Below are 21091 nucleotides of genomic sequence, written 5' to 3'. Positions count from 1 at the left end.
CCATTTCAGTAGTAGTTAATGTTATGATATGTAAAAATAATCCTGAGAGTGAATCAATGAACATGTCAGGCGTTTTAGAAAAAAGGAATGATTGATCTGGAACAAAGATACAGGAGAATGATGAAAATGAACTTACAGAAAATAAACTATCAGAAAGAACTGGAGAAGCTTCTGACAAGACTGGAAAAGGAAGAAAAAGTACCAACTCTTTTATTACATAGTTGCTGCGCACCGTGCAGTAGTTATGTATTAGAGTATTTATCACAGTATTTTAAAATCACTGTCTTCTATTATAATCCAAATATTTATCCGGAAAGTGAATACACAAAGCGTATCCTGGAACAACAGAAATTGATTGAAGAGATGCATTTCCGGTATCCGGTATCATTTTTAGCCGGTAAATATGACCGCGACCGGTTCTATGAGATGGCAAAAGGGCTGGAAGAAGTGAGAGAGGGCGGTTCCAGATGCATGGGATGCTATGAACTTCGTCTGAAGGAATCCGCAGAAATTGCAGTAGCCGGAGGATTCGACTATTTTACAACAACACTTAGTATAAGTCCGATGAAGAATGCACAGAAGTTGAATGAAATCGGACAACGTGTCGGTGAAGAATATGGTGTACAGTATCTGCTTTCTGATTTTAAGAAGAAGAATGGATATAAGAGATCCATTGAATTGTCTGGAATCTATGGTCTTTACCGTCAGGATTATTGTGGATGTGAGTTCTCCTATAAAGCACGTCAGGCAGAAAAATGTGTGTGAAATGACGGAAGAAGCAATCAAAATAGCAGAAAATAAGAAAAAATCTACAGAATTCGTCGAAATCAGGTATATTTTGCAAGTTTATAGTAGACATTTGACACTTTAGTGTGATAAACTAATGGGCAAATACGATATAATAGAAAAGGGGAAAGACAGATGGCACAGTTATGGGGCGGTCGTTTTACAAAAGAGACAGATCAGCTGGTTTATAATTTTAACGCATCCATCTCTTTCGACAAGAGATTCTATGAGCAGGATATCCGAGGAAGTATTGCACATGTGACAATGCTTGCAAAGCAGGGAATTCTGACTGAGGATGAGAAGAAGCAGATCATTGACGGACTGAACGGAATCCGTGAGGATGTGGAAAACGGAACACTTGAGATTACAGATAAATATGAAGATATTCACAGCTTTGTTGAGGCAAACCTGATCGACCGGATCGGGGATGCAGGAAAGAAGCTGCATACAGGAAGAAGCAGAAACGACCAGGTTGCACTGGATATGAGACTTTATACAAGAGATGAGATTATTGAGCTTGACGGACTCTTGAAAGAGATTCTGGAAGTTCTTCTGAAACTGATGAAAGAGAATGTCGAAACTTACATGCCGGGATTTACACATCTTCAGAAAGCACAGCCGATCACTCTTGCACATCATATGGGAGCTTATTTCGAGATGTTCAAGCGTGACAGATCCAGAATGAAAGACATTTATAAGAGAATGAATTACTGTCCGTTGGGAGCCGGAGCACTTGCCGGAACAACTTATCCGCTTGACAGAGAGTACACGGCAGAGCTTCTGGGTTTTGCAGGACCGACACTGAACAGTATGGATTCTGTATCTGATAGAGATTATCTGATCGAGCTTTTGTCAGCGATGTCAACTGTGATGATGCATCTGAGCAGATTCTCAGAGGAAGTGATTATCTGGAATTCCAACGAATATCAGTTTGTGGATATTGATGACGCTTACAGTACAGGAAGCAGTATCATGCCACAGAAGAAGAACCCGGATATTGCAGAGCTTGTCCGTGGTAAGACAGGAAGAGTTTATGGAGCATTGACATCTCTTCTGACAACAATGAAGGGAATTCCGCTTGCTTATAACAAAGACATGCAGGAAGACAAAGAACTTGTATTTGACGCAATTGATACAACAAAAGGATGTCTGGCGCTCTTTACAGGAATGCTTAAGACAATGAAGTTTAACGATGCACGCATGGAAGAGAGTGCGAAGCATGGATTTACCAATGCAACAGATGCAGCAGATTATCTGGTGAATCATGGAGTTCCGTTCCGTGATGCACATGGAATCGTTGGACAACTCGTACTGTACTGCATTGAGCATAAGAAAGCGCTGGATGATATGACAATGGAAGAATTCAAAGCCATCTCACCGGTGTTTGAAGAAGATATTTATGATGCGATCAGCATGAAGACCTGTGTAGAGATGAGAAATACGATCGGTGCACCGGGAAAAGCGGCAATGGAGAAAGTGATCGCAATCGAAGAAGCTTATCTTGTGACAGAGTAATGGATAATCACAGCGAGCAAAAATAACTGAATGTTTTCTTTCATTATATAATGGGAATTGAAAGAGAACGTTTGGATAGAAAATAGAAAATAAGAAGAAAAGGGAGAAGAAAACAATGGAGCAGAAATTAAAAGTAGGTATCCTTGGAGCAACAGGTATGGTAGGACAGAGATTTATTTCTCTGCTTGAGAACCATCCATGGTTTGAAGTTGTAACAGTAGCAGCAAGCCCTCGTTCCGCAGGTAAGACATATGAAGAAGCAGTAGGTGACCGTTGGAAAATGGATACACCGATGCCGGAAGCAGTTAAGAAGCTGGTAGTCCTGAATGTAAATGATGTAGAGCATGTAGCATCTACAGTTGATTTTGTATTCAGTGCAGTGGATATGTCTAAAGACGAGATCAAAGCAATTGAAGAAGCATATGCGAAGACAGAGACACCGGTTGTATCTAACAACAGTGCACACCGCTGGACACCGGATGTACCGATGGTAGTACCGGAGATCAATGCAGATCATTTTGAAGTGATCAAAGATCAGAAGAAACGTCTTGGAACAACACGCGGATTCATTGCAGTAAAACCAAACTGCTCAATCCAGAGCTATGCACCTTGCCTTGCAGCATGGAAAGAGTTCGGACCAAAAGAACTGGTTGTTACAACATACCAGGCAATCTCCGGAGCAGGTAAGACATTCAAAGACTGGCCGGAAATGGTTGGAAATATTATCCCATTCATTGGTGGAGAAGAAGAGAAGAGTGAGCAGGAGCCGCTTCGTGTACTTGGTAAAGTAGAGAACGGACAGATCGTGAAAGCAGAGCTTCCGAAGATTACATGCCAGTGTGTGCGTGTACCGGTTCTGAACGGACATACAGCAGCAGTATTCATCAACTTCGAGAAGAAGCCTACAAAAGAGCAGCTGATCGAGAAACTTGTAGCATTCAAGGGATTCCCACAGGAAGCAGAACTTCCGAGTGCTCCGAAGCAGTTTATCCAGTACCTTGAAGAGGACAACCGTCCACAGGTAACAGAGGATGTGAACTACGAGCGTGGAATGGGCGTATCTATCGGACGTCTGAGAGAAGATACAATGTTCGATTACAAGTTTATCGGACTGTCCCATAACACAGTAAGAGGTGCAGCAGGTGGAGCAGTTCTCTGTGCAGAGGCATTGACAGCAAAAGGATATATTGCAGCAAAATAAGAAAATAGAAAAGGCAGTGGCAGTACAAAAATAGTCACTGCCTTTTATACGTATACAAGTCGGGAAGGCAGCTGCCAATCCGATGAAAGAAAATGGGGATAAAAATAAAAATGGTATGAGTAGGAGGATTTTATGGAGAAGGAGAAAAAAGGAAGAGCGATTGCACTACTTCCAATAGGAGTGTTTTTGATCATTTTTCTCGGTGCGGGAATTGTGTTCAAAGATTTTTATGCGATGCCGGCGATCGTTGCGTTTTTGATCGCATTGTTTGTTGCATTTTTGCAGAATAAAGAATTGAGTTTTAACAAGAAGATTGAAGTGATTGCCAAAGGTGTTGGTGAGGAAAACATCATTACGATGAGCCTGATCTTTCTCTGTGCCGGAGGCTTTTCAGGTGCAGTTACTGCAGCCGGCGGAGTAGACAGTACAGTCAATTTAGGATTGTCATTGATCCCGGCACATTTTGCAGTTGCAGGTCTGTTTCTGATCGGATGTTTTATTTCGGTCTCTATGGGGACTTCCATGGGAACGATTGCAGCACTTGCACCGATCGCAGTTGGAATCAGTGAAAAGACAGGATTTGCACCTAGTATCTGCATCGGAGCAGTTGTGTGTGGAGCTATGTTTGGAGATAACCTTTCTATGATCTCTGATACAACAATTGCAGCAGTTAAGACACAGGGATGTGAAATGAAAGACAAGTTTAAGGCAAACTTTTTCATCGTTCTTCCGGCAGCGATTATTACAGTATTAATCTTCTGGTTTGCAACAAGAAATATGAATTTCCATTTGGAGGAAAACGTAAGTTACAGCCTTTGGGAAGTTCTTCCGTATATGGTTGTTCTTCTTGGAGCACTTATCGGAATCAATGTATTTGTTGTTTTGATCAGCGGAATTGTGATTTCCCTGATCGTAGGTGTAAGCATGGGACATATTGCACTTTCTGAAATGTTCCAGGTTGTTGGAAATGGTGTGACATCAATGTATGACATCACAGTTATTTCTATCATTGTAGCATGTATCGTATCACTTGTGAAAGAGCATGGTGGAATCCAGTTCATTCTGAATCTGATCAAGAGCAAGATCAATGGAAGAAGAGGAGCAGAATTCGGAATCGCACTTCTTGCCTTTTTTGTTGATGCATGTACAGCAAATAATACGGTTGCCATTGTTATGACAGGTCCAATCGCAAAAGAAATCAGTGAAGAGTTTGATGTGGATCCGAGAAGATCAGCCTCACTTCTGGATATGTTTACATCTGTAGGCCAGGGTATCATTCCATACGGAGCACAGCTTCTGTCAGCAGCAACACTGACCGGATTGACACCGCTTCAGATTATTCCGAATCTGTATTATCCGCTTCTTATGGGAGTATGCGGAGTTTTGGCAATCATCTTCCGGCCACAGAGTAAAAAAACTACAGTAAAGTAAAGTGGTAACTTAAAAAAGCAAAAATAATATATTTTCTTGTGGTATAAGAAAAGTTGTGTTATACTTGCAGACAAGAGTGATTTTCACTGGAAACTAAAAGTAAGAAATCAAGATAAAAGAGGGATGTAAGGATGAATCTATTATACAAAAGCACCAGAAATTCAGACAAGACTGTTACAGCTTCACAGGCCATCTTAAAGGGACTGGCTGATGATGGAGGACTGTTTGTTCCTGTATCCGTTCCGAAGCTGGATGTAACAATGGATGAACTTAAAGACATGTCATATCAGGAGACAGCTTATGCAGTTATGAAACAGTTCTTTACAGATTTTACAGAAGAAGAACTGAAACACTGCATCAACAGTGCTTATGATTCAAAGTTTGATACAGAAGTGATCGCACCACTTGTGAAGGTGGGAGATACTTATCATCTGGAACTGTTCCACGGAGCAACGATCGCATTTAAAGATATGGCACTTTCTATCCTGCCGCATCTGATGATCACTTCCGCAAGAAAGAACCAGGTGAAAAATGATATCGTGATCCTGACAGCAACTTCCGGAGATACAGGTAAGGCTGCACTTGCAGGTTTTGCAGATGTTCCGGGAACAAAGATCATCGTGTTCTATCCAAAGGGAGGCGTAAGCCACGTTCAGGAATTACAGATGGTGACACAGAAGGGAGAGAATACTTCTGTTGTAGCAATCCATGGTAACTTTGATAACGCACAGAGCGGTGTGAAGGCAATCTTTGAAGACAAAGAGCTGGCAGCAGAATTAGATGCGAAGGGATATCAGTTCTCATCAGCAAACTCCATCAATATCGGACGTCTTGTACCGCAGGTTGTTTATTATGTATATGCTTATGCAAAGCTGCTTGAGAATGAAGAGATCCAGGCAGGCGAGGAGATCAATGTCACAGTTCCGACAGGAAACTTTGGAAATATCCTTGCTGCATATTATGCAAAACAGATGGGCGTGCCGATCGCAAAACTGATCTGTGCTTCTAATGATAACAAGGTTCTCTTTGATTTCTTCCAGACAGGTGTCTATGACAGAAACAGAGAATTTATCTTGACATCTTCACCGTCCATGGACATTCTGATCTCAAGCAACCTGGAGCGTCTGATCTACACAATCGCAGGACAGGATGCACAGAAGGATGTAGAGCTCATGACACAGCTGAAAGAAAAAGGTGTGTATGAGATCACAGCTGAGATGAAGGAAGGTCTGAAAGACTTTGTCGGAGGATTTGCGACAGAAGAAGAAGTGAAAGAGACGATCCATGACACATATCAGAAGACAGGATATGTGATGGATACTCATACAGCAGTTGCAGCACATGTGTGTGCACAGTATCGTAAAGATACAAAGGACGAGAAGAAATGTCTGGTTGCTTCCACAGCAAGTCCGTACAAGTTCGTACGCAACGTTATGACAGCAATTGATCCGAAGTATGATGAGATGGAAGACTTTGCACTGATTGATGAGCTTGAAAAAGTATCTGGCTTCCCGATTCCAAATGCGATCAAAGAAATCCGTGATGCAGAGGTTCGTCATACAACAGAGTGTGATGCAGATCAGATGAAAGAGACAGTAAAAAATATTCTTGGGGTGTAAAAAATGGATAACAGCTTGTGGGGATTTATAGGTATTTTTGTTCTATGTTGTGGAATTTACGCATTGTATTCCTTTGTTATAATGAAAGTAAAGGGCGAGATCAATGCATCAATTCTCCTGGGAAAAGATTATACTTATAAAAAATGTAAGGATAAAGAGGCTTATATAGCAAAAACAGCTCCGGCACTTTTTGTCTTTGGACTGGTATCTGTGATCTATGGAGTGATCGATGTGATTCACTGTTATGTTCATACAATGACAATAGTAGATACAGTTGCAATGATTATTTTTCTTATTGTATTGATCTGGTTCGGTGTTTATACAAGAAATCTCAGAAACAGATATTATTAAAAATGTCAGTTCCGTTTCTTTTTGCTGACAGAAACTATGAGAAACACGCTCCGTGAGTTTCTCAAGTTATCGCGGCAGTCGCCAAGGTCTCGTGCAAGCACGGACTTTGGCTCGTTGCTCGCGTAAATGCAAAAATCCACATATTTACAGTTGTAAAAATGATGTGGATGGAGTATAATAGCAATAGGTTAAGAAAGAAGAAAAACCTGAAATGTGCGAGAACCCTGATATTTTGAACCTACATTATTTAAAAAGGGATTCCGATAAGACTGAGTAATATGCCAGGCCTCCGTTTTTGCAGTGGACGGCAGAAAAGCAGGATGAGGTTGCCCACCTAGCCGTGGCTAGGACTCAAAATACAGGGAACGGCATTTTGGGGATTAGACAAAAGATAAAGTTAAGGGACAGCTGAAGAGATTCGGCTGTCTTTCTTTTTTGCTTGAATATTGAGAATAGTTATGGTATTATCCATGAAGTAACAATTTCGTGACGGCTTAGAAGAAACATAAGCCGTTCTGAGTATTTAACCTGGAGAGTTAAAGAAAATGGAGAAGTTTAATAAGATAAAAGAGCGCGGATTGCGAATTGCAGCTACCGTGAGTTCGCATCACACGGGAGCTTTCGCAGCACAGGCGGCATATTTCTTTGTGCTTTCATTGATTCCTATCTTTATGTTGCTTTTAACAATGGTACAATTTACACCAGTGACGAAAGCGGATGTGATGGAGGCTGTACTTCCGGTATTTCCATCCACGGTCAGCCCGATGATTGAAAGTATTGTGAATCAGGTATATATGACTTCCGGTACGATCATTCCTTTGACAATCCTTGTGGCTTTGTGGTCAGCGGGGAAAGGAGTACTTTCTGTAACATATGGATTGAACTGCATTTATCAAAACACAGAGACGAGAAATTATTTTTACCTTCGCGCAAGAGCATGTATGTATACTTTTTTGTTCCTTGTGGCAATTATGCTCTCATTGGTGCTTTCCGTATTCGGTAACAGTATCAGTGTTGTGGTTTATGAACATGCACCGCTTATAAGCAAAGCAATTCATAAGATTATACATTTGAGGATTTATTTCACACTTCCGCTTCTGACTTTCTTCTGGGATCTGGTGTACAAGTATCTTCCAAATCGTGGTGCGGAAGGAAAGACGACTCTTCGGAAACAATTGCCGGGCGCATTCTTTACAGCTTGCGGCTGGATGGTACTGTCCTTTATCTTTTCTGTTTATTTGGATATCTTTAAAGGATTTACCAATATGTATGGAAGCTTTACAACAATCATTCTTGTTATGTTGTGGTTATATACGTGTATGTATATTATTCTGCTTGGGGGAGAAATCAATGCAATTTTAGAAGGGGTTAAAAGCAGAAAATAAGAAAAACACAAAAAGTACACAAATAATTGACAGAAGAATAATTAAGGCGTATACTACAAGCGTATGAATATGCCGCAATGTAAAGATTGGGTAGATAATAGACAGAATTGATGTTATTAGCGGTATAGCCTCTCAGATACAAGATGGAAGTCAGAAGTCTTTTGATGTAATGAGTGTCTCTATATATTATGTCGAAAGATTTTTGAAATAGTAAAAATTGTTTTTTATAATTAAAATGGTTTTTGCGATAATTTATAAGAAGGGGGGTTAGAAGTCATACAAAAGAGACTTATACTCATAATTAAGAAAGGAAGGAAAGATTTGTTATGAAAAAGAGGATGAGAAAACTCCTTATTTCAAGCCTTACATTAGCGATGTTACTGGTTAATTCGCTGAATGTTTTTGCTACTGAAACAAGTGAGGATCAGACGACAAATGTTGACGTACCGCTTGGAGTGACATCTGAACATACAATGGATGTAGAGTCTATTCCGGCAGAAACAGCAGAGGCCGTTTTGAATGTGACATTTGCAACAGTAAAAGGTGAGTATGTTGGAAGCACAACAGTAAAAGAATCAGCTGCAGAAGGCGAGGGTGTATTAAAGACATTTGAACTTGGAACAGATTTCCAGCTGCCAGAAGGATATCAGCTCGTATCATGTGTACCACAGATGACAAAGATTAAAGTAGCTTATGGCACACTGCGTGTACGCATTATGATCGTAGAAAAGATTCCAGCTGTAGATCCAGAACCAACTCCAGATCCAGAACCAACTCCAGATCCGGAGCCAACTCCAGATCCAGAGCCGACTCCAACTCCAGATCCAGAGCCGACTCCGACTCCAGATCCAGAACCAGCTCCAAATCCAGAGCCGACTCCAACTCCAGATCCAAAGCCGACTCCAGATCAAACTACACCTGTAAATCCAACTCCGGTAAAACCAGCTGTAGAAAAGGATAATAACAAAACAAATGACAATACAAACAAGAAAGTAGATACAGCAGATAAGAAAACAACAAAGACAGAAGCTCCTAAGACAGGAGATACAGCTAATATCGCAATGAATGTTTTTGTAATGGCTATTTGTGGTGCTGCAATTGTTACTGTTATTTTCAGAAAGAGATTTACACGTAGATAATAAGAATTGTCTTGATTTAAATTAAGGTAATACATAATTGCCAGAAGTGTCTAAACAGATGCTTTTGGCAATTTTCTTTTTATCAAACAAAAATTGTACACTATAATAGGAGTTCATTTAGACTTGACAAAAAGAAATGCTGTGTTAAAATAGACTGGTAAATTCACTTAGAATATGAAAAGTTTATTAGATTTGAAAAGCGAAGATCGTGCACAGTAGAGACCTGTTTTCTTGCAGAGAGAGAGAATCATCGGCTGAAAGTTCTCTTAAGTTCAGATAGCGATTGAAATTCACACGTGAGCTGCATTTTTGAAAGGAAGCATCTAAGGGACAGTCAGGAGAACGGATATGTCCGGATGTGAAAAGTAGAGAATGTCGTATGTTGTACGTTACACAACTTAGAGTGCCTGTGGATCAGACTGCAGGAATCAGGGTGGTACCGCGAGCGATTCAGACCTCGTCCCTTTTGGGATGAGGTCTTTCTTTATGAAAACGTTCGTCCCTGATAAGTGAGTTAAGAAAGGAGAAAACGATGAAAGAAAGACTGGAACAGATTAAAGCGGAAGCAGTCGCAAGAATTCAGGAGGCTGACGTTCCGGAGAAACTCAATGACGTGCGTGTAAAGTTTCTTGGTAAAAAAGGTGAACTGACAGCCGTATTAAAAGGAATGAAAGATGTTGCACCGGAGGAACGTCCGAAGGTTGGACAGCTTGTGAATGATACAAGAGCAGCAATTGAGGAACTCTTAGAGGAATCTAAGACAAGAATGGAGAAAGCGATTCGTGAAGAGAAGCTGAAAGCAGAAGTAATCGATGTTACACTTCCATCTAAGAAGAACAGTGTAGGACATAGACATCCGAACACAATCGCACTGGAAGAAGTAGAGCGTATCTTCGTAGGCATGGGATATGAAGTTGTAGAAGGACCGGAAGTTGAGTATGATCTGTACAACTTTGAGAAGCTGAACATTCCGGCAGATCATCCGGCAAAGGATGAGCAGGATACTTTCTATATTAATAAAGATATCGTACTTCGTACACAGACATCTCCGGTACAGGCCCGTGTGATGGAGCAGGGAAAACTTCCGATTCGTATGATCGCACCGGGACGTGTATTCCGTTCTGACGAAGTAGATGCAACACATTCACCATCCTTCCATCAGATCGAGGGTCTTGTGATCGACAAGAACATTTCCTTCGCTGACCTGAAAGGAACACTTGAAGTATTCGCAAAAGAGCTGTTTGGACCGGACACAAAGACAAAATTCCGTCCACATCATTTCCCATTTACAGAGCCAAGTGCTGAGGTTGATGTGAGCTGCTTTAAGTGTGGCGGCAAGGGATGTCGTTTCTGTAAAGGATCAGGCTGGATCGAGATTCTTGGATGTGGTATGGTTCATCCACATGTTCTCGAGATGTGCGGAATTGATCCGGAAGAGTACAACGGATTTGCATTCGGTGTAGGACTGGAGCGTATCGCTCTTCTGAAATACGAAATCGACGATATGCGTTTATTATACGAGAACGACATCAGATTCCTGAAACAGTTCTAACGAGCGCGATAAAATCTTCAAGCGGCGCGAATGCGGCGCGGCAACGGCGCAGAGCCGTTGGATTTTAGAGCCGCCCCTTTGATGAAATTAAACTAAAAAAGGAGATATAAAATGGATACTTCATTATCATGGATCAAAGCGTATGTCCCGGATCTTGACGTGACAGCGCAGGAATATACAGATGCAATGACTCTGACAGGAACAAAGGTTGAAGGATTCGAGGAGCTGGATGCAGACCTTGACAAGATCGTTGTGGGTCAGATTGAGAAAATTGAGAAACACCCGGATGCGGACAAGCTGGTAGTTTGTCAGGTGAATATCGGTACAGAGGTTATACAGATCGTAACAGGTGCAAAAAATGTGTTCGAGGGAGCGAAAGTTCCTGTTGTATTAGACGGTGGACGCGTTGCAGGCGGACATGAGCCGGGACAGAGAGTTGCCGGTGGAATTAAGATTAAGAAAGGAAAACTCCGTGGAGTTCCAAGTTACGGAATGATGTGTTCTATCGAAGAACTTGGTTCTACAAAGGAGATGTATCCGGAACAGCCGGAGAATGGTATTTACATTTTCCCGGAGGACACAGAGGTTGGAGCAGATGCGATAGAACTTCTTGGTCTTCATGATGTTGTTTTTGAATATGAGATCACATCAAACCGTGTAGACTGCTACAGTGTAGTAGGTATCGCACGTGAAGCAGCTGCTACATTTAATAAAGAGTTTAAACCACCGGTTGTTACAGAGACAGGAAATGATGAGGATGTCAATGACTATGTAAAGGTGACTGTAGAGAATACAGATCTGTGTTCCAGATACTGCGCAAGAGCGGTTAAGAATATTAAGATCGGACCATCACCAAAGTGGTTACAGCGCAGACTGTCATCTGTTGGAATCCGTCCGATCAACAACCTGGTTGATATTACAAACTATGTAATGGAAGAGTACGGACAGCCAATGCATGCTTATGATCTTGATACACTTGCAGGACATCAGATCGTAGTTAAGAATGCACAGGATGGAGAGAAGTTCGTTACACTGGATGGACAGGAAAGAACAATGGACAAAGATGTTCTGATGATCTGTGACGGAGAAAAGGCTGTTGGAATCGCCGGAATCATGGGAGGAGAGAATTCCATGATCACAGATAACGCGAAGACAATGCTTTTTGAGGCAGCTTGTTTTGACGGGGTGAACATCCGTAAGTCCAGTAAGCGTGTCGGACTTCGTACAGATGCTTCTGGTAAGTTTGAGAAGGGACTTGATCCGAACAATGCGATGGCAGCACTGAACCGTGCCTGCCAGCTTGTAGAAGAGCTTGGAGCAGGTGAAGTTGTCGGAGGAGCAATTGACGTATACAGCAAGAAGAAAGAGCCTGTACGTGTTCCATTTGATGCAGAGAAGATCAACCGCATGCTCGGAACAAATATTTCTGAGGAAGATATGCTTGGATATTTCAAGAAAATCGATCTTGATTACGATGCAGAGACAAAAGAAGTGATCGCACCGACATTCCGTCACGATCTGTTCAGATTAGCTGACCTTGCAGAGGAAGTTGCAAGATTTTTCGGATATGACAATATCCCGACAACACTTCCGTCTGGAGAGGCTACAACAGGTAAGCTTCCGTTCAAGCTTCGTATTGAGCAGGTGGCAAGTGATATTGCTGAGTTCTGTGGATTCAGCCAGGGAATGTCTTATTCCTTCGAAAGTCCGAAGGTATTTGATAAGCTTCTTCTTCCAGAAGATTCCAAGCTTCGCAATGCGATTTCCATTATGAATCCACTTGGAGAAGATTACAGTATCATGCGTACAACATCCTTAAACGGTATGCTGACTTCTCTTGCAACAAACTACAACAGAAGAAACAAGAATGTTCGTCTGTATGAGATGGGTAATATTTACATTCCGCAGGAGCTTCCACTGACAGAGCTTCCGGATGAGAGAATGCAGTTTACACTTGGAATGTATGGAGATGGAGATTTCTTCAACATGAAAGGTGTAGTGGAAGAGTTCTTTGAGAAAATCGGTATGAAGGGCAGAGAGAAATACGATCCGAATGCAGGAAAGTCATTCCTTCACCCGGGACGCCAGGCAAACATCATTTATGATGGAAAAGTAGTTGGATATCTTGGAGAAGTTCATCCGGAAGTTGCTGATATCTATGGAATCGGTGAGCGCGCATATGTTGCAGTTCTGGATATGCCTGAAATCATCCCATATGCTACATTTGACAGAAAATACACAGGAATTGCAAAATATCCTGCAGTGACAAGAGATATCAGTATGGTTGTTCCGAAAGAAATCCTTGTCGGACAGATTGAAGATGTGATTGAGAAAAAGGGCGGCGCTCATTTAGAGAGCTTTAACCTGTTTGACATCTATGAAGGTGCTCAGATCAAAGCAGGATTCAAGTCAGTTGCTTATTCTATCGTATTCCGTGCAAAGGATAAGACACTGGAAGAAGCTGAGATCACAGCAGCAATGGATCGCATTCTTTCCGGTCTGGAAGAACTTGGTATTGAGTTGAGAAAGTAAGAAGAGAGGGTAAGAGCATTGAAAACAAGTGATTTTTATTATGATCTTCCGGAGGAACTGATCGCACAGGATCCTTTGGAGGACCGCTCTTCCTCCCGCCTTATGATACTTGATAAAGAGACAGGGAAGACAGAGCATCATGTATTTCGTGAGATTATCGATGAACTGAATCCAGGAGATTGTCTGGTTATCAATGATACGAAAGTAATTCCGGCCAGACTGATCGGAGCCAAGGAAGACACCGGAGCAAAGATAGAAGTGCTTCTTTTAAAACGAGGAGCAGATGATGTCTGGGAGACATTGGTAAAGCCTGGAAAAAAGGCAAGACCGGGAGCAAGAATCAGCTTTGGAGACGGCCTGCTTGTCGGAGAAGTTATGGATGTAGTGGAGGAAGGAAATCGTCTGATCCATTTTGAATACGAAGGAATCTTCGAGGAGATTCTGGACCAGTTAGGACAGATGCCGCTTCCACCGTATATTACACATCAGCTTCAGGATAAGGACAGATATAATACTGTCTATGCGGTACACTCAGGTTCTGCGGCAGCACCGACGGCCGGACTTCATTTCACACCGGAGCTTTTGGAAGAGATTCGCGCGAAAGGTGTGGAGATCGCACCGGTTACACTTCATGTCGGACTTGGAACGTTCCGTCCGGTGAAGGTAGATGATGTGGAGCATCACCATATGCATTCAGAATTTTATATGATTACTGAAGAGTCTGCACAGAAGATCAACCATGCAAAAGAAGCAGGACATCGTGTCATCTGTGTCGGAACAACAAGCTGCAGAACAATCGAATCCGCTGCCGATGAGAATGGAAGATTAAAAGAATGCAGTGGTTGGACAGAAATCTTTATCTATCCGGGATATCAGTTCAAGATTCTGGATGCGTTGATCACGAACTTCCATCTGCCGGAATCTACACTGATCATGCTTGTTTCTGCATTAGCCGGAAAAGAGCATGTGATGGCAGCGTATGAGGAGGCAGTAAAAGAAAGATATCGTTTCTTCAGTTTTGGGGATGCGATGTTCATACGATAGAAAGGGACAACCTATGTCAGAAAATGATTTTATCATTGTAGATGAAGAAGAGACAAACAAGGAAGACAACAGACAGGACACTGGCAGGGAAGAAGAAAAAAAAGAAGTGACAACTTCTGACCATTCTGAAAAAGATGATGACGGATATGAGAGAATATGTTTTATTTGTCATCGCCCGGAGAGTGTGACTGGGAAGATGGTTGAGCTTCCGAATAATATCGCAGTATGTCCGGATTGTATGCAGAGAAGCTTCGATATGATGAACAATAGTTCTATGGATCTAAGCAGCATGATGAACATTCCGGGGGTACACTTTATGAATCTTTCTGATCTTGATAATCTGCAACCGAAAGCACAGAAAATCAAAAAGAAAAAGAAAGAGCCGAAAGAATTCAAACAGCTGGATATTAAAAAGATTCCGGCACCACATAAGATCAAAGCACGTCTGGATGAATATATCGTTGGACAGGAGTATGCAAAGAAAGCAATCTCCGTTGCAGTTTATAATCATTACAAACGTGTAGCAACAGGAACAATGGATGAGATTGAGATAGAGAAATCAAATATGCTCATGATTGGGCCTACAGGATGTGGTAAAACATATCTGGTTAAGACACTGGCGAAGCTTTTAGATGTGCCGTTGGCGATCACAGATGCAACATCTCTTACAGAGGCAGGATATATCGGTGATGACATCGAAAGTGTTGTTTCCAAGCTTCTTGCAGCAGCAGACAACGATGTTGAGCGTGCGGAACAGGGAATTATTTTTATTGATGAGATCGATAAGATTGCCAAGAAAAAAACTTCCAGTCAGAGAGATGTGAGTGGTGAATCTGTGCAGCAGGGAATGCTCAAACTCTTAGAGGGAAGTGAAGTTGAAGTTCCGGTAGGCGCGAACAGCAAGAATGCAATGGTTCCACTGACAACAGTGAATACAAAAAATATTCTGTTTATCTGTGGAGGTGCATTCCCGGATCTTGAAGACATTATCAAAGAGCGTCTGCAGAAGAAAACGTCGATGGGATTCAATGCAGAACTGAAAGATACAGTCGAGCATGATGAAGAGCTGCTCTCTAAGGTGACAATTGAGGACTTAAGAAAATTCGGTATGATCCCGGAGTTCTTAGGACGTCTTCCGATTGTATTTACATTAAAGGGACTCGACAAAGAGATGCTTGTCAAGATCTTAAAAGAGCCGAAAAATGCAATTTTAAAACAGTATCAGAAGCTGCTGGCATTAGACGAAGTGAAGCTTGAGTTTGATGACAGCGCATTAGAAGCAATTGCAGAAAAGGCAATGGAAAAAGATACCGGAGCCAGAGCACTGCGTGCGATCATTGAGGAATTTATGCTGGATATTATGTATGAGATTCCGAAAGATGATAATATTGGAGAAGTAACAATTACAAGAGCTTATATAGAAGGTACCGGCGGACCGGTTATTCAGTTGAGAGGCCAGGCAGTACCGAGATTAGATGGATAAAGTGAGATTTTAGAAAGAGAAGTTTTGTTCAAAAATCTAAAAACTGATTGGGGAATTAGTTTAAAAAAATCACAAAAAGGAAGAGAGAAAAATGGACACATACAGATACTTACTGGATTTAGCAATTATTCTTATATCTACAAAATTACTTGGACTATTAACAAGACGAGTACAGATGCCGCAGGTTGTTGGCGCACTTCTGGCGGGATTGATCCTCGGACCGGCAGGATTTGGAATTCTGTCAGAGACTTCATTTATCCATGAAGTTGCAGAAATCGGAGTTATTGTTCTGATGTTTACTGCAGGTATGGAGACGGATATCAAAGAGCTGAAAGCAAGTGGAAAAGCTTCTTTTATTATTGCTCTTTGTGGTGTGATCGTTCCACTGATCGGAGGTTATGGTGTTGCCTGGTTCTTTAACCGTCCAAGCATGGCAGGAAGTAACCTGTCATCCCCTGTAGTTCTTCAGAATGTCTTTATTGGAGTTGTACTCACAGCAACGTCTGTAAGTATTACAGTAGAGACATTGAAAGAATTAGGAGCATTGAAGAGCCGTTCAGGAAATGCAATCCTTGGTGCTGCGATCATTGATGATGTTCTCGGTATTATCGCATTGACAATCGTTACAAGTCTTGCAGATGATTCTGTAAAGATTGGAATGGTTCTGATTAAAATCGTGGGATTCTTCGTATTTTCAGGTGTTGTAGGATTTGTTTTCTATAAGATGTATAAGAAATGGGTTGACGGAGCTGAGAAGGAACTGCATCGTCATACGATTATTGCATTTGTATTCTGCCTGATTATGGCATTTATCGCAGAAGAAGTTTTCGGTGTTGCAGATATTACAGGTGCATATATCGCAGGATTAATTATTTCCAACGTACAGAGATCTACTTATCTGGAGTCTAAGTTTGATACGTTGTCTTACCTGCTTCTGTCACCGGTATTTTTCGCAAGTATCGGTCTGAAGGTAAACCTTCCACAGATGTCAGTATCCATCATTATGTTCGCAGTTGCTCTTACAGTTGTGGCAGTTCTTACTAAGATAGTCGGCTGTGGACTTGGTGCAAAGATTTGTGGTTACAAGAATTATCAGGCGAAACGAATCGGAGTGGGAATGATCTCTCGTGGTGAGGTTGCCTTGATCGTAGCAAGTAAAGGTTCCGCACTCGGACTTATGAGTTCTTCCATTTTAGGACCGGTTATCGTAGTGGTTGTTATTACAACAGTCATCACACCGATTCTTCTGAAAGTAGTGTTCGCTCCTGGAACAGGACCGTCAACACAGGTAGAAGATGCTAAGAAGGTTACAAGCTACTATGAGAATCGAGAAGATAACAGATAGAACAAAAGAGAAAAGAATCGATAAAAGATATTGTAGAAACTTTGAGGTCATGGGACAGTTAAAGCTGTCTCATGACCTCAAATGTGTTATAGAGGTTTAATTGTCCGTATCCCCATTCACGGTTAGGGTATTCCATACTGTCTGGTCGGATGGCTCCAAGAATAAGAAGGCTTTTGATCTGGAATACGTCGATGCCGGGCATTTTGCGTTCATAGAGCTGCCATTCTAACATAAGTGCGACTGCCCCGGCGGTGATAGCGGCTGCGGCGCAGGAGCCGCTGCGCACGGCAAAACGGTCTCCTGGAAGAGCTCCTTTGATATTAATCCCGGGAGCAGTGATGGAAGGATTTTCAAATCTTGTTCTTGTATAGCCACGTCCGGATGCCTGGGCGACTGCACCATTGCTGCCGTCGTAATAGGAGACCGTCAGAGGACTAGGGGCATTGGCCGGGTTTGTAAGAGTCGTGTAAGGATCTGATTCAAGGAAATAGACTTCTCCGTCTAAAAATTCTGTGACAGGAAGCCAGATATGGAAATCACCATTAATCAGGCGGGTCGGTTCTACGATGATTTTCCAGATGCCTTCTGCCGGGGTACGGAAACGGAAGAAGATGAGTTCAGAGTTTGCTTTTTCGACCAGAAGCCGGTAGTCAACAGAGACGCGGGTCTTTTCAAAGAGAAAATCAATGTCTGCGCTTGTGCCTACATGAAATGGAATTTTGGATGTATTTTCCCCGGACGGTGAAATAATTGAAATTGAGAAGAGATTGGGGATCAGTACCCAAAGTTCCAAAGTGAAACCGGATACATTTTCACCAACCCGGATCTCTACAGTTTTACGGTCATTTTCTGACTGGATCGTATTGAAATAATGATGACGTTTGTCTGCTTCATTTCCCGTGCCGACCACAGCAATCCGGTCGGGCATCAGACTGTAGCTGCCAAGTAATGCGGGAAGCGGAAGCGTGCCGACATGACCGCCAAGATTAGAGCCTATAGTGATACACATGACAAGTGGAAGCCCCAGTTCATCTGCCAGATCATTCAGATATTTTAATCCAAGGATCAGATCTGTTTCCTGATAGCAGACGGCTGTTTCCGTGATGCAGTAATAATCCCGCAGATATTGCTTCGCTTGTTTTAATTTGACAACAGCGAGAGTAGATTCCGGAGCGGCTCCCAGAAACTGTTCGTCAGCGTCAGCATTTCCGGCAGCGAGACTGGCAATATAAGTTCCATGTCCGTCGATATCGACAGAAGGGACCTGTGACAGTGGGGAATCAGAAGAAAGTGCCAGATCAATCTCTTCCTTACGGTATTCACTTCCGTAGAAGAAGTCTCTGGGTGGAGTTCCGCTTTGAATAGTTTGATCCCAAAGTGCCGCAATTCGCGTGGTACCGTCCAGATTGCGGAAAACTTTGTTTTGATAGTCAATCCCGCTGTCAAGAAATCCAATCAGAACGCCTTTTCCTTTTAATTGAAGTGCCGGATAGTTCTGCACAGGAAGGATGCCGGTCTGGTTCAATGTTTCCATAGCGACAGGAGCAAAACAATTCGGAATGGAATTGTAAGAAAAACGCGCCAGAGAGATTGGCTCTACAAGTTCTTTGGAAAAGTAAATGCACTGATATCCAAGCCCGGCATCCTGGATGCATGGATCTTTTTTCAGAAGTTCATTGAACAGTGGAGTACGCAGCGGATTACTGATGAAGTCGCGTGTATCTTCGGAGAGTATCTGTTCCCTGCAAGTTTCAAGATCATTCATAAGATGACTCCTGAGTTGAGTTGTAGAAAGGATATGCAAGAAGGATTCTATTTATGAAATTAGTCTAAAAATAATAGAAAATGACTTCAAAAACTGGAAGAATACGATATAATAAGACCAAGAGAAATTGTAGATCACCTTTCTGGTGGTTGAGATGATACAGCAATGATAAGAAGGGAGATTTCAGTATGAAAGATTTTTTTGAAGATTTAGGAAAACGTCTGAGCGAGACAGCAGAGGCAGTGACAGCAAAGGCAGGAGACGCGATTGAGATACAGAAATTAAAAGCACAGATCAGAGAGCTTGCAAGAGGAAATGCAGAAGATCTGATGGAACTTGGTCAGAGTATTTATGATAGATTTGAGAATGGAGAAGAACTGGATGAGGCTTCCAAGGGACTGTGCGAGGCAATTGCAAGCCGCAAGGAAAGCATGGAAGAGTATGAGAATAAGATTGAAGGGCTCAAAGGTGCGTGTGAGTGTACACGGTGTGGTAAGATGGTTGCGAAAGATATGGCTTTCTGCCCATACTGCGGATCACCTGTAGCAGAGGAAGAAGATATTTTTGAAGCGGATGATCTGGCTCAGGAAGTAAGAGAAGAGGCAGAGGAAGCAGAAGAGAGCGTTGCAGAGGCTGCGGAAGCAGCAGTTGAGGCGGTTACTGAGGCCGCAGAAGAAGCAGTGGATGCAGTAGAAGAGTCTGTGAAAGAAGAGACAGAAGAATAGTTTCAAGGAATTAAGGGAGAATGGAACGTGAAGGTTATTATATTAAGTTTTACACAGGCAGGAACAAGACTTGGTGAGAGAATTGGAAGTCAGTTCCGGAACGAAGGAATTACGTGTCAGAACTATGCACCTGCCGGATATGCATTCGCTGACATTCTTCCGTTTCCGGACAATCCAAAAGAGCTGATCAGGGAAGGATGGGGAGAGACATCCTTCCTTTTTATTGGTGCAGTTGGAATCGCAGTGAGATATATTGCGCCTTATGTAAAGGATAAATTCACTGATTCAGCGGTCGTAGTCATGGATGAAAAAGCAGGGTATGTGATCCCACTGCTGTCAGGACATCTCGGGGGTGCGGTGGAACTTTCCAATCAGCTTGCAGTATGGACCGGCGCAGTTCCGGTACAGACAACAGCGACAGATGTTCAGGGAAAATTTGCAGTAGATGTTTTTGCAAAGAAGAATCACCTGTATTTTACAGAGCGCGAAGCAGCGAAGCAGATATCAGCTGCAGTGCTGGATGGAAAGCAGGTCGGTCTGTGGATCGGTGAAGGACTGGTATTTGAACAGGAAGATTTTCAGAAAAGCTGTTTAAAAGAACTTATACTATGTGGTTCACAGGAAGAATTGTACTCCTTTGCAGAGGAACATCCTGTGATCGTGATCACAAAGACCGCAGAAGAAGGGAGACAGTTCGTGGAATCCCTAGCGGGTTCTCTGTGGGGAGATGTCAGGAATAACGTATGTGGATGTGAGCGTAAGCCATGCATTCTCCTTTTGTATCCAATCAATATCACGGCAGGAGTAGGCTGTAGAAAACAGATTTCAAAAGAACTTTTTGAAAAGGGTCTAAACGATGTTCTGGAAGGGTATGGACTTGAACCTACGCAGTTAAAACAGCTTGCATCGATCGATCTTAAGAAAGAAGAACCTGCGATTTTGGCCTATGCGCAGAAATATAAAGTACCGTTTGCAACTTATCCGGCAGAACAGTTAGAGAAGATTACAGAGGTATCAGCTACATCACGGTTTGTGAAACAGGTGACAGGTGTTGACAATGTGTGTGAGAGAGCCGCACGGACAGCAGATGCTGACGGAGAACTGCTGTGTCCCAAGTGCATAAGAGAGCAGATGACGGTGGCATTGACAGAGACAGAAGTAACACTTCAATTTTAAAACGAAAGAAAGTTCCAGAATCTTCCGACATTCTGGAACTTT

Annotated in this window: 16 protein-coding genes, 1 other RNA gene and 1 other annotated feature; of the genes, 16 read left to right on the top strand and 1 reads right to left on the bottom strand. The window is 42.3% G+C overall.

Annotated features, from left to right (window positions below):
- Window positions 1-126 precede the first annotated feature (126 nt).
- The 14 genes from LI162_RS06140 to LI162_RS06075 all read left to right on the top strand — a co-directional run bounded on the left by LI162_RS06140 (window position 127) and on the right by LI162_RS06075 (window position 17383).
- Window positions 127-765: an epoxyqueuosine reductase QueH gene (locus tag LI162_RS06140; protein ID WP_054753470.1), complete on the top strand. Its 639-nt coding sequence runs from the start codon at window positions 127-129 to the stop codon at window positions 763-765.
- 156 nt (window positions 766-921) lie between these two features.
- Window positions 922-2301, top strand: coding sequence for an argininosuccinate lyase (gene argH / locus LI162_RS06135; protein ID WP_020436045.1), 1380 nt, complete (start codon window positions 922-924; stop codon window positions 2299-2301).
- A 115-nt stretch (window positions 2302-2416) separates the two neighbouring features.
- Window positions 2417-3502, top strand: a complete 1086-nt coding sequence (gene asd / locus LI162_RS06130; RefSeq protein WP_020436046.1) for an aspartate-semialdehyde dehydrogenase — start codon at window positions 2417-2419, stop codon at window positions 3500-3502.
- Between the two features lie 132 nt (window positions 3503-3634).
- Complete coding sequence (locus LI162_RS06125; protein WP_117497389.1) at window positions 3635-4933, top strand: Na+/H+ antiporter NhaC family protein; 1299 nt, start codon at window positions 3635-3637, stop codon at window positions 4931-4933.
- Between the two features lie 131 nt (window positions 4934-5064).
- Window positions 5065-6552 (top strand): threonine synthase, encoded by a 1488-nt coding sequence (gene thrC / locus LI162_RS06120; RefSeq protein WP_020436048.1) that lies wholly within the window; start codon window positions 5065-5067, stop codon window positions 6550-6552.
- Between the two features lie 81 nt (window positions 6553-6633).
- Entirely contained in the window at window positions 6634-6903 is a 270-nt protein-coding gene (locus LI162_RS06115; RefSeq protein ID WP_227156028.1) for a hypothetical protein, read from the top strand.
- A 200-nt stretch (window positions 6904-7103) separates the two neighbouring features.
- Window positions 7104-7287, top strand: a non-coding RNA gene (gene ssrS / locus LI162_RS06110) — 6S RNA.
- A 161-nt stretch (window positions 7288-7448) separates the two neighbouring features.
- Entirely contained in the window at window positions 7449-8288 is an 840-nt protein-coding gene (locus tag LI162_RS06105) for a YihY/virulence factor BrkB family protein (RefSeq protein WP_117497387.1), read from the top strand.
- A gap of 326 nt (window positions 8289-8614) precedes the next feature.
- Window positions 8615-9427, top strand: coding sequence for a hypothetical protein (locus LI162_RS06100; protein WP_227156026.1), 813 nt, complete (start codon window positions 8615-8617; stop codon window positions 9425-9427).
- 193 nt (window positions 9428-9620) lie between these two features.
- Window positions 9621-9895: a binding site (T-box leader), on the top strand.
- 64 nt (window positions 9896-9959) lie between these two features.
- Window positions 9960-10979, top strand: a complete 1020-nt coding sequence (gene pheS / locus LI162_RS06095; protein ID WP_015527792.1) for a phenylalanine--tRNA ligase subunit alpha — start codon at window positions 9960-9962, stop codon at window positions 10977-10979.
- A gap of 111 nt (window positions 10980-11090) precedes the next feature.
- Window positions 11091-13511, top strand: a complete 2421-nt coding sequence (gene pheT, locus LI162_RS06090) for a phenylalanine--tRNA ligase subunit beta (RefSeq protein WP_117497383.1) — start codon at window positions 11091-11093, stop codon at window positions 13509-13511.
- Window positions 13512-13529: 18 nt separating this feature from the next.
- Complete coding sequence (gene queA / locus LI162_RS06085) at window positions 13530-14555, top strand: tRNA preQ1(34) S-adenosylmethionine ribosyltransferase-isomerase QueA (RefSeq protein ID WP_055148538.1); 1026 nt, start codon at window positions 13530-13532, stop codon at window positions 14553-14555.
- 13 nt (window positions 14556-14568) lie between these two features.
- The gene (clpX, locus tag LI162_RS06080; protein WP_020437129.1) at window positions 14569-16038 is read left to right on the top strand and encodes an ATP-dependent Clp protease ATP-binding subunit ClpX; all 1470 of its coding nucleotides are present in this window, start codon (window positions 14569-14571) and stop codon (window positions 16036-16038) included.
- A 91-nt stretch (window positions 16039-16129) separates the two neighbouring features.
- Window positions 16130-17383: a cation:proton antiporter gene (locus tag LI162_RS06075; protein WP_117497381.1), complete on the top strand. Its 1254-nt coding sequence runs from the start codon at window positions 16130-16132 to the stop codon at window positions 17381-17383.
- A gap of 58 nt (window positions 17384-17441) precedes the next feature.
- Here the strand turns inward: LI162_RS06075 and LI162_RS06070 are convergent, their stop codons facing one another.
- The gene (locus tag LI162_RS06070; protein ID WP_055148534.1) at window positions 17442-19148 is read right to left on the bottom strand and encodes a S8 family peptidase; all 1707 of its coding nucleotides are present in this window, start codon (window positions 19146-19148) and stop codon (window positions 17442-17444) included.
- 188 nt (window positions 19149-19336) lie between these two features.
- Here LI162_RS06070 and LI162_RS06065 point away from each other — a divergent pair, with 188 nt between their 5' ends.
- On the top strand, window positions 19337-19873 hold the full coding sequence (locus LI162_RS06065; RefSeq protein WP_020437133.1) for a zinc ribbon domain-containing protein: 537 nt from the start codon (window positions 19337-19339) through the stop codon (window positions 19871-19873).
- A gap of 27 nt (window positions 19874-19900) precedes the next feature.
- Window positions 19901-21049 (top strand): cobalt-precorrin 5A hydrolase, encoded by a 1149-nt coding sequence (locus LI162_RS06060; RefSeq protein ID WP_227156024.1) that lies wholly within the window; start codon window positions 19901-19903, stop codon window positions 21047-21049.
- The last annotated feature ends 42 nt before the right edge of the window (window positions 21050-21091 follow it).

Source organism: Mediterraneibacter sp. 210702-DFI.3.120 (genome assembly GCF_020561005.1).
GTDB classification, from domain to species: Bacteria; Bacillota; Clostridia; order Lachnospirales; family Lachnospiraceae; genus Mediterraneibacter; species Mediterraneibacter faecis.
This window is presented reverse-complemented; position numbering and strand designations above follow the sequence as displayed.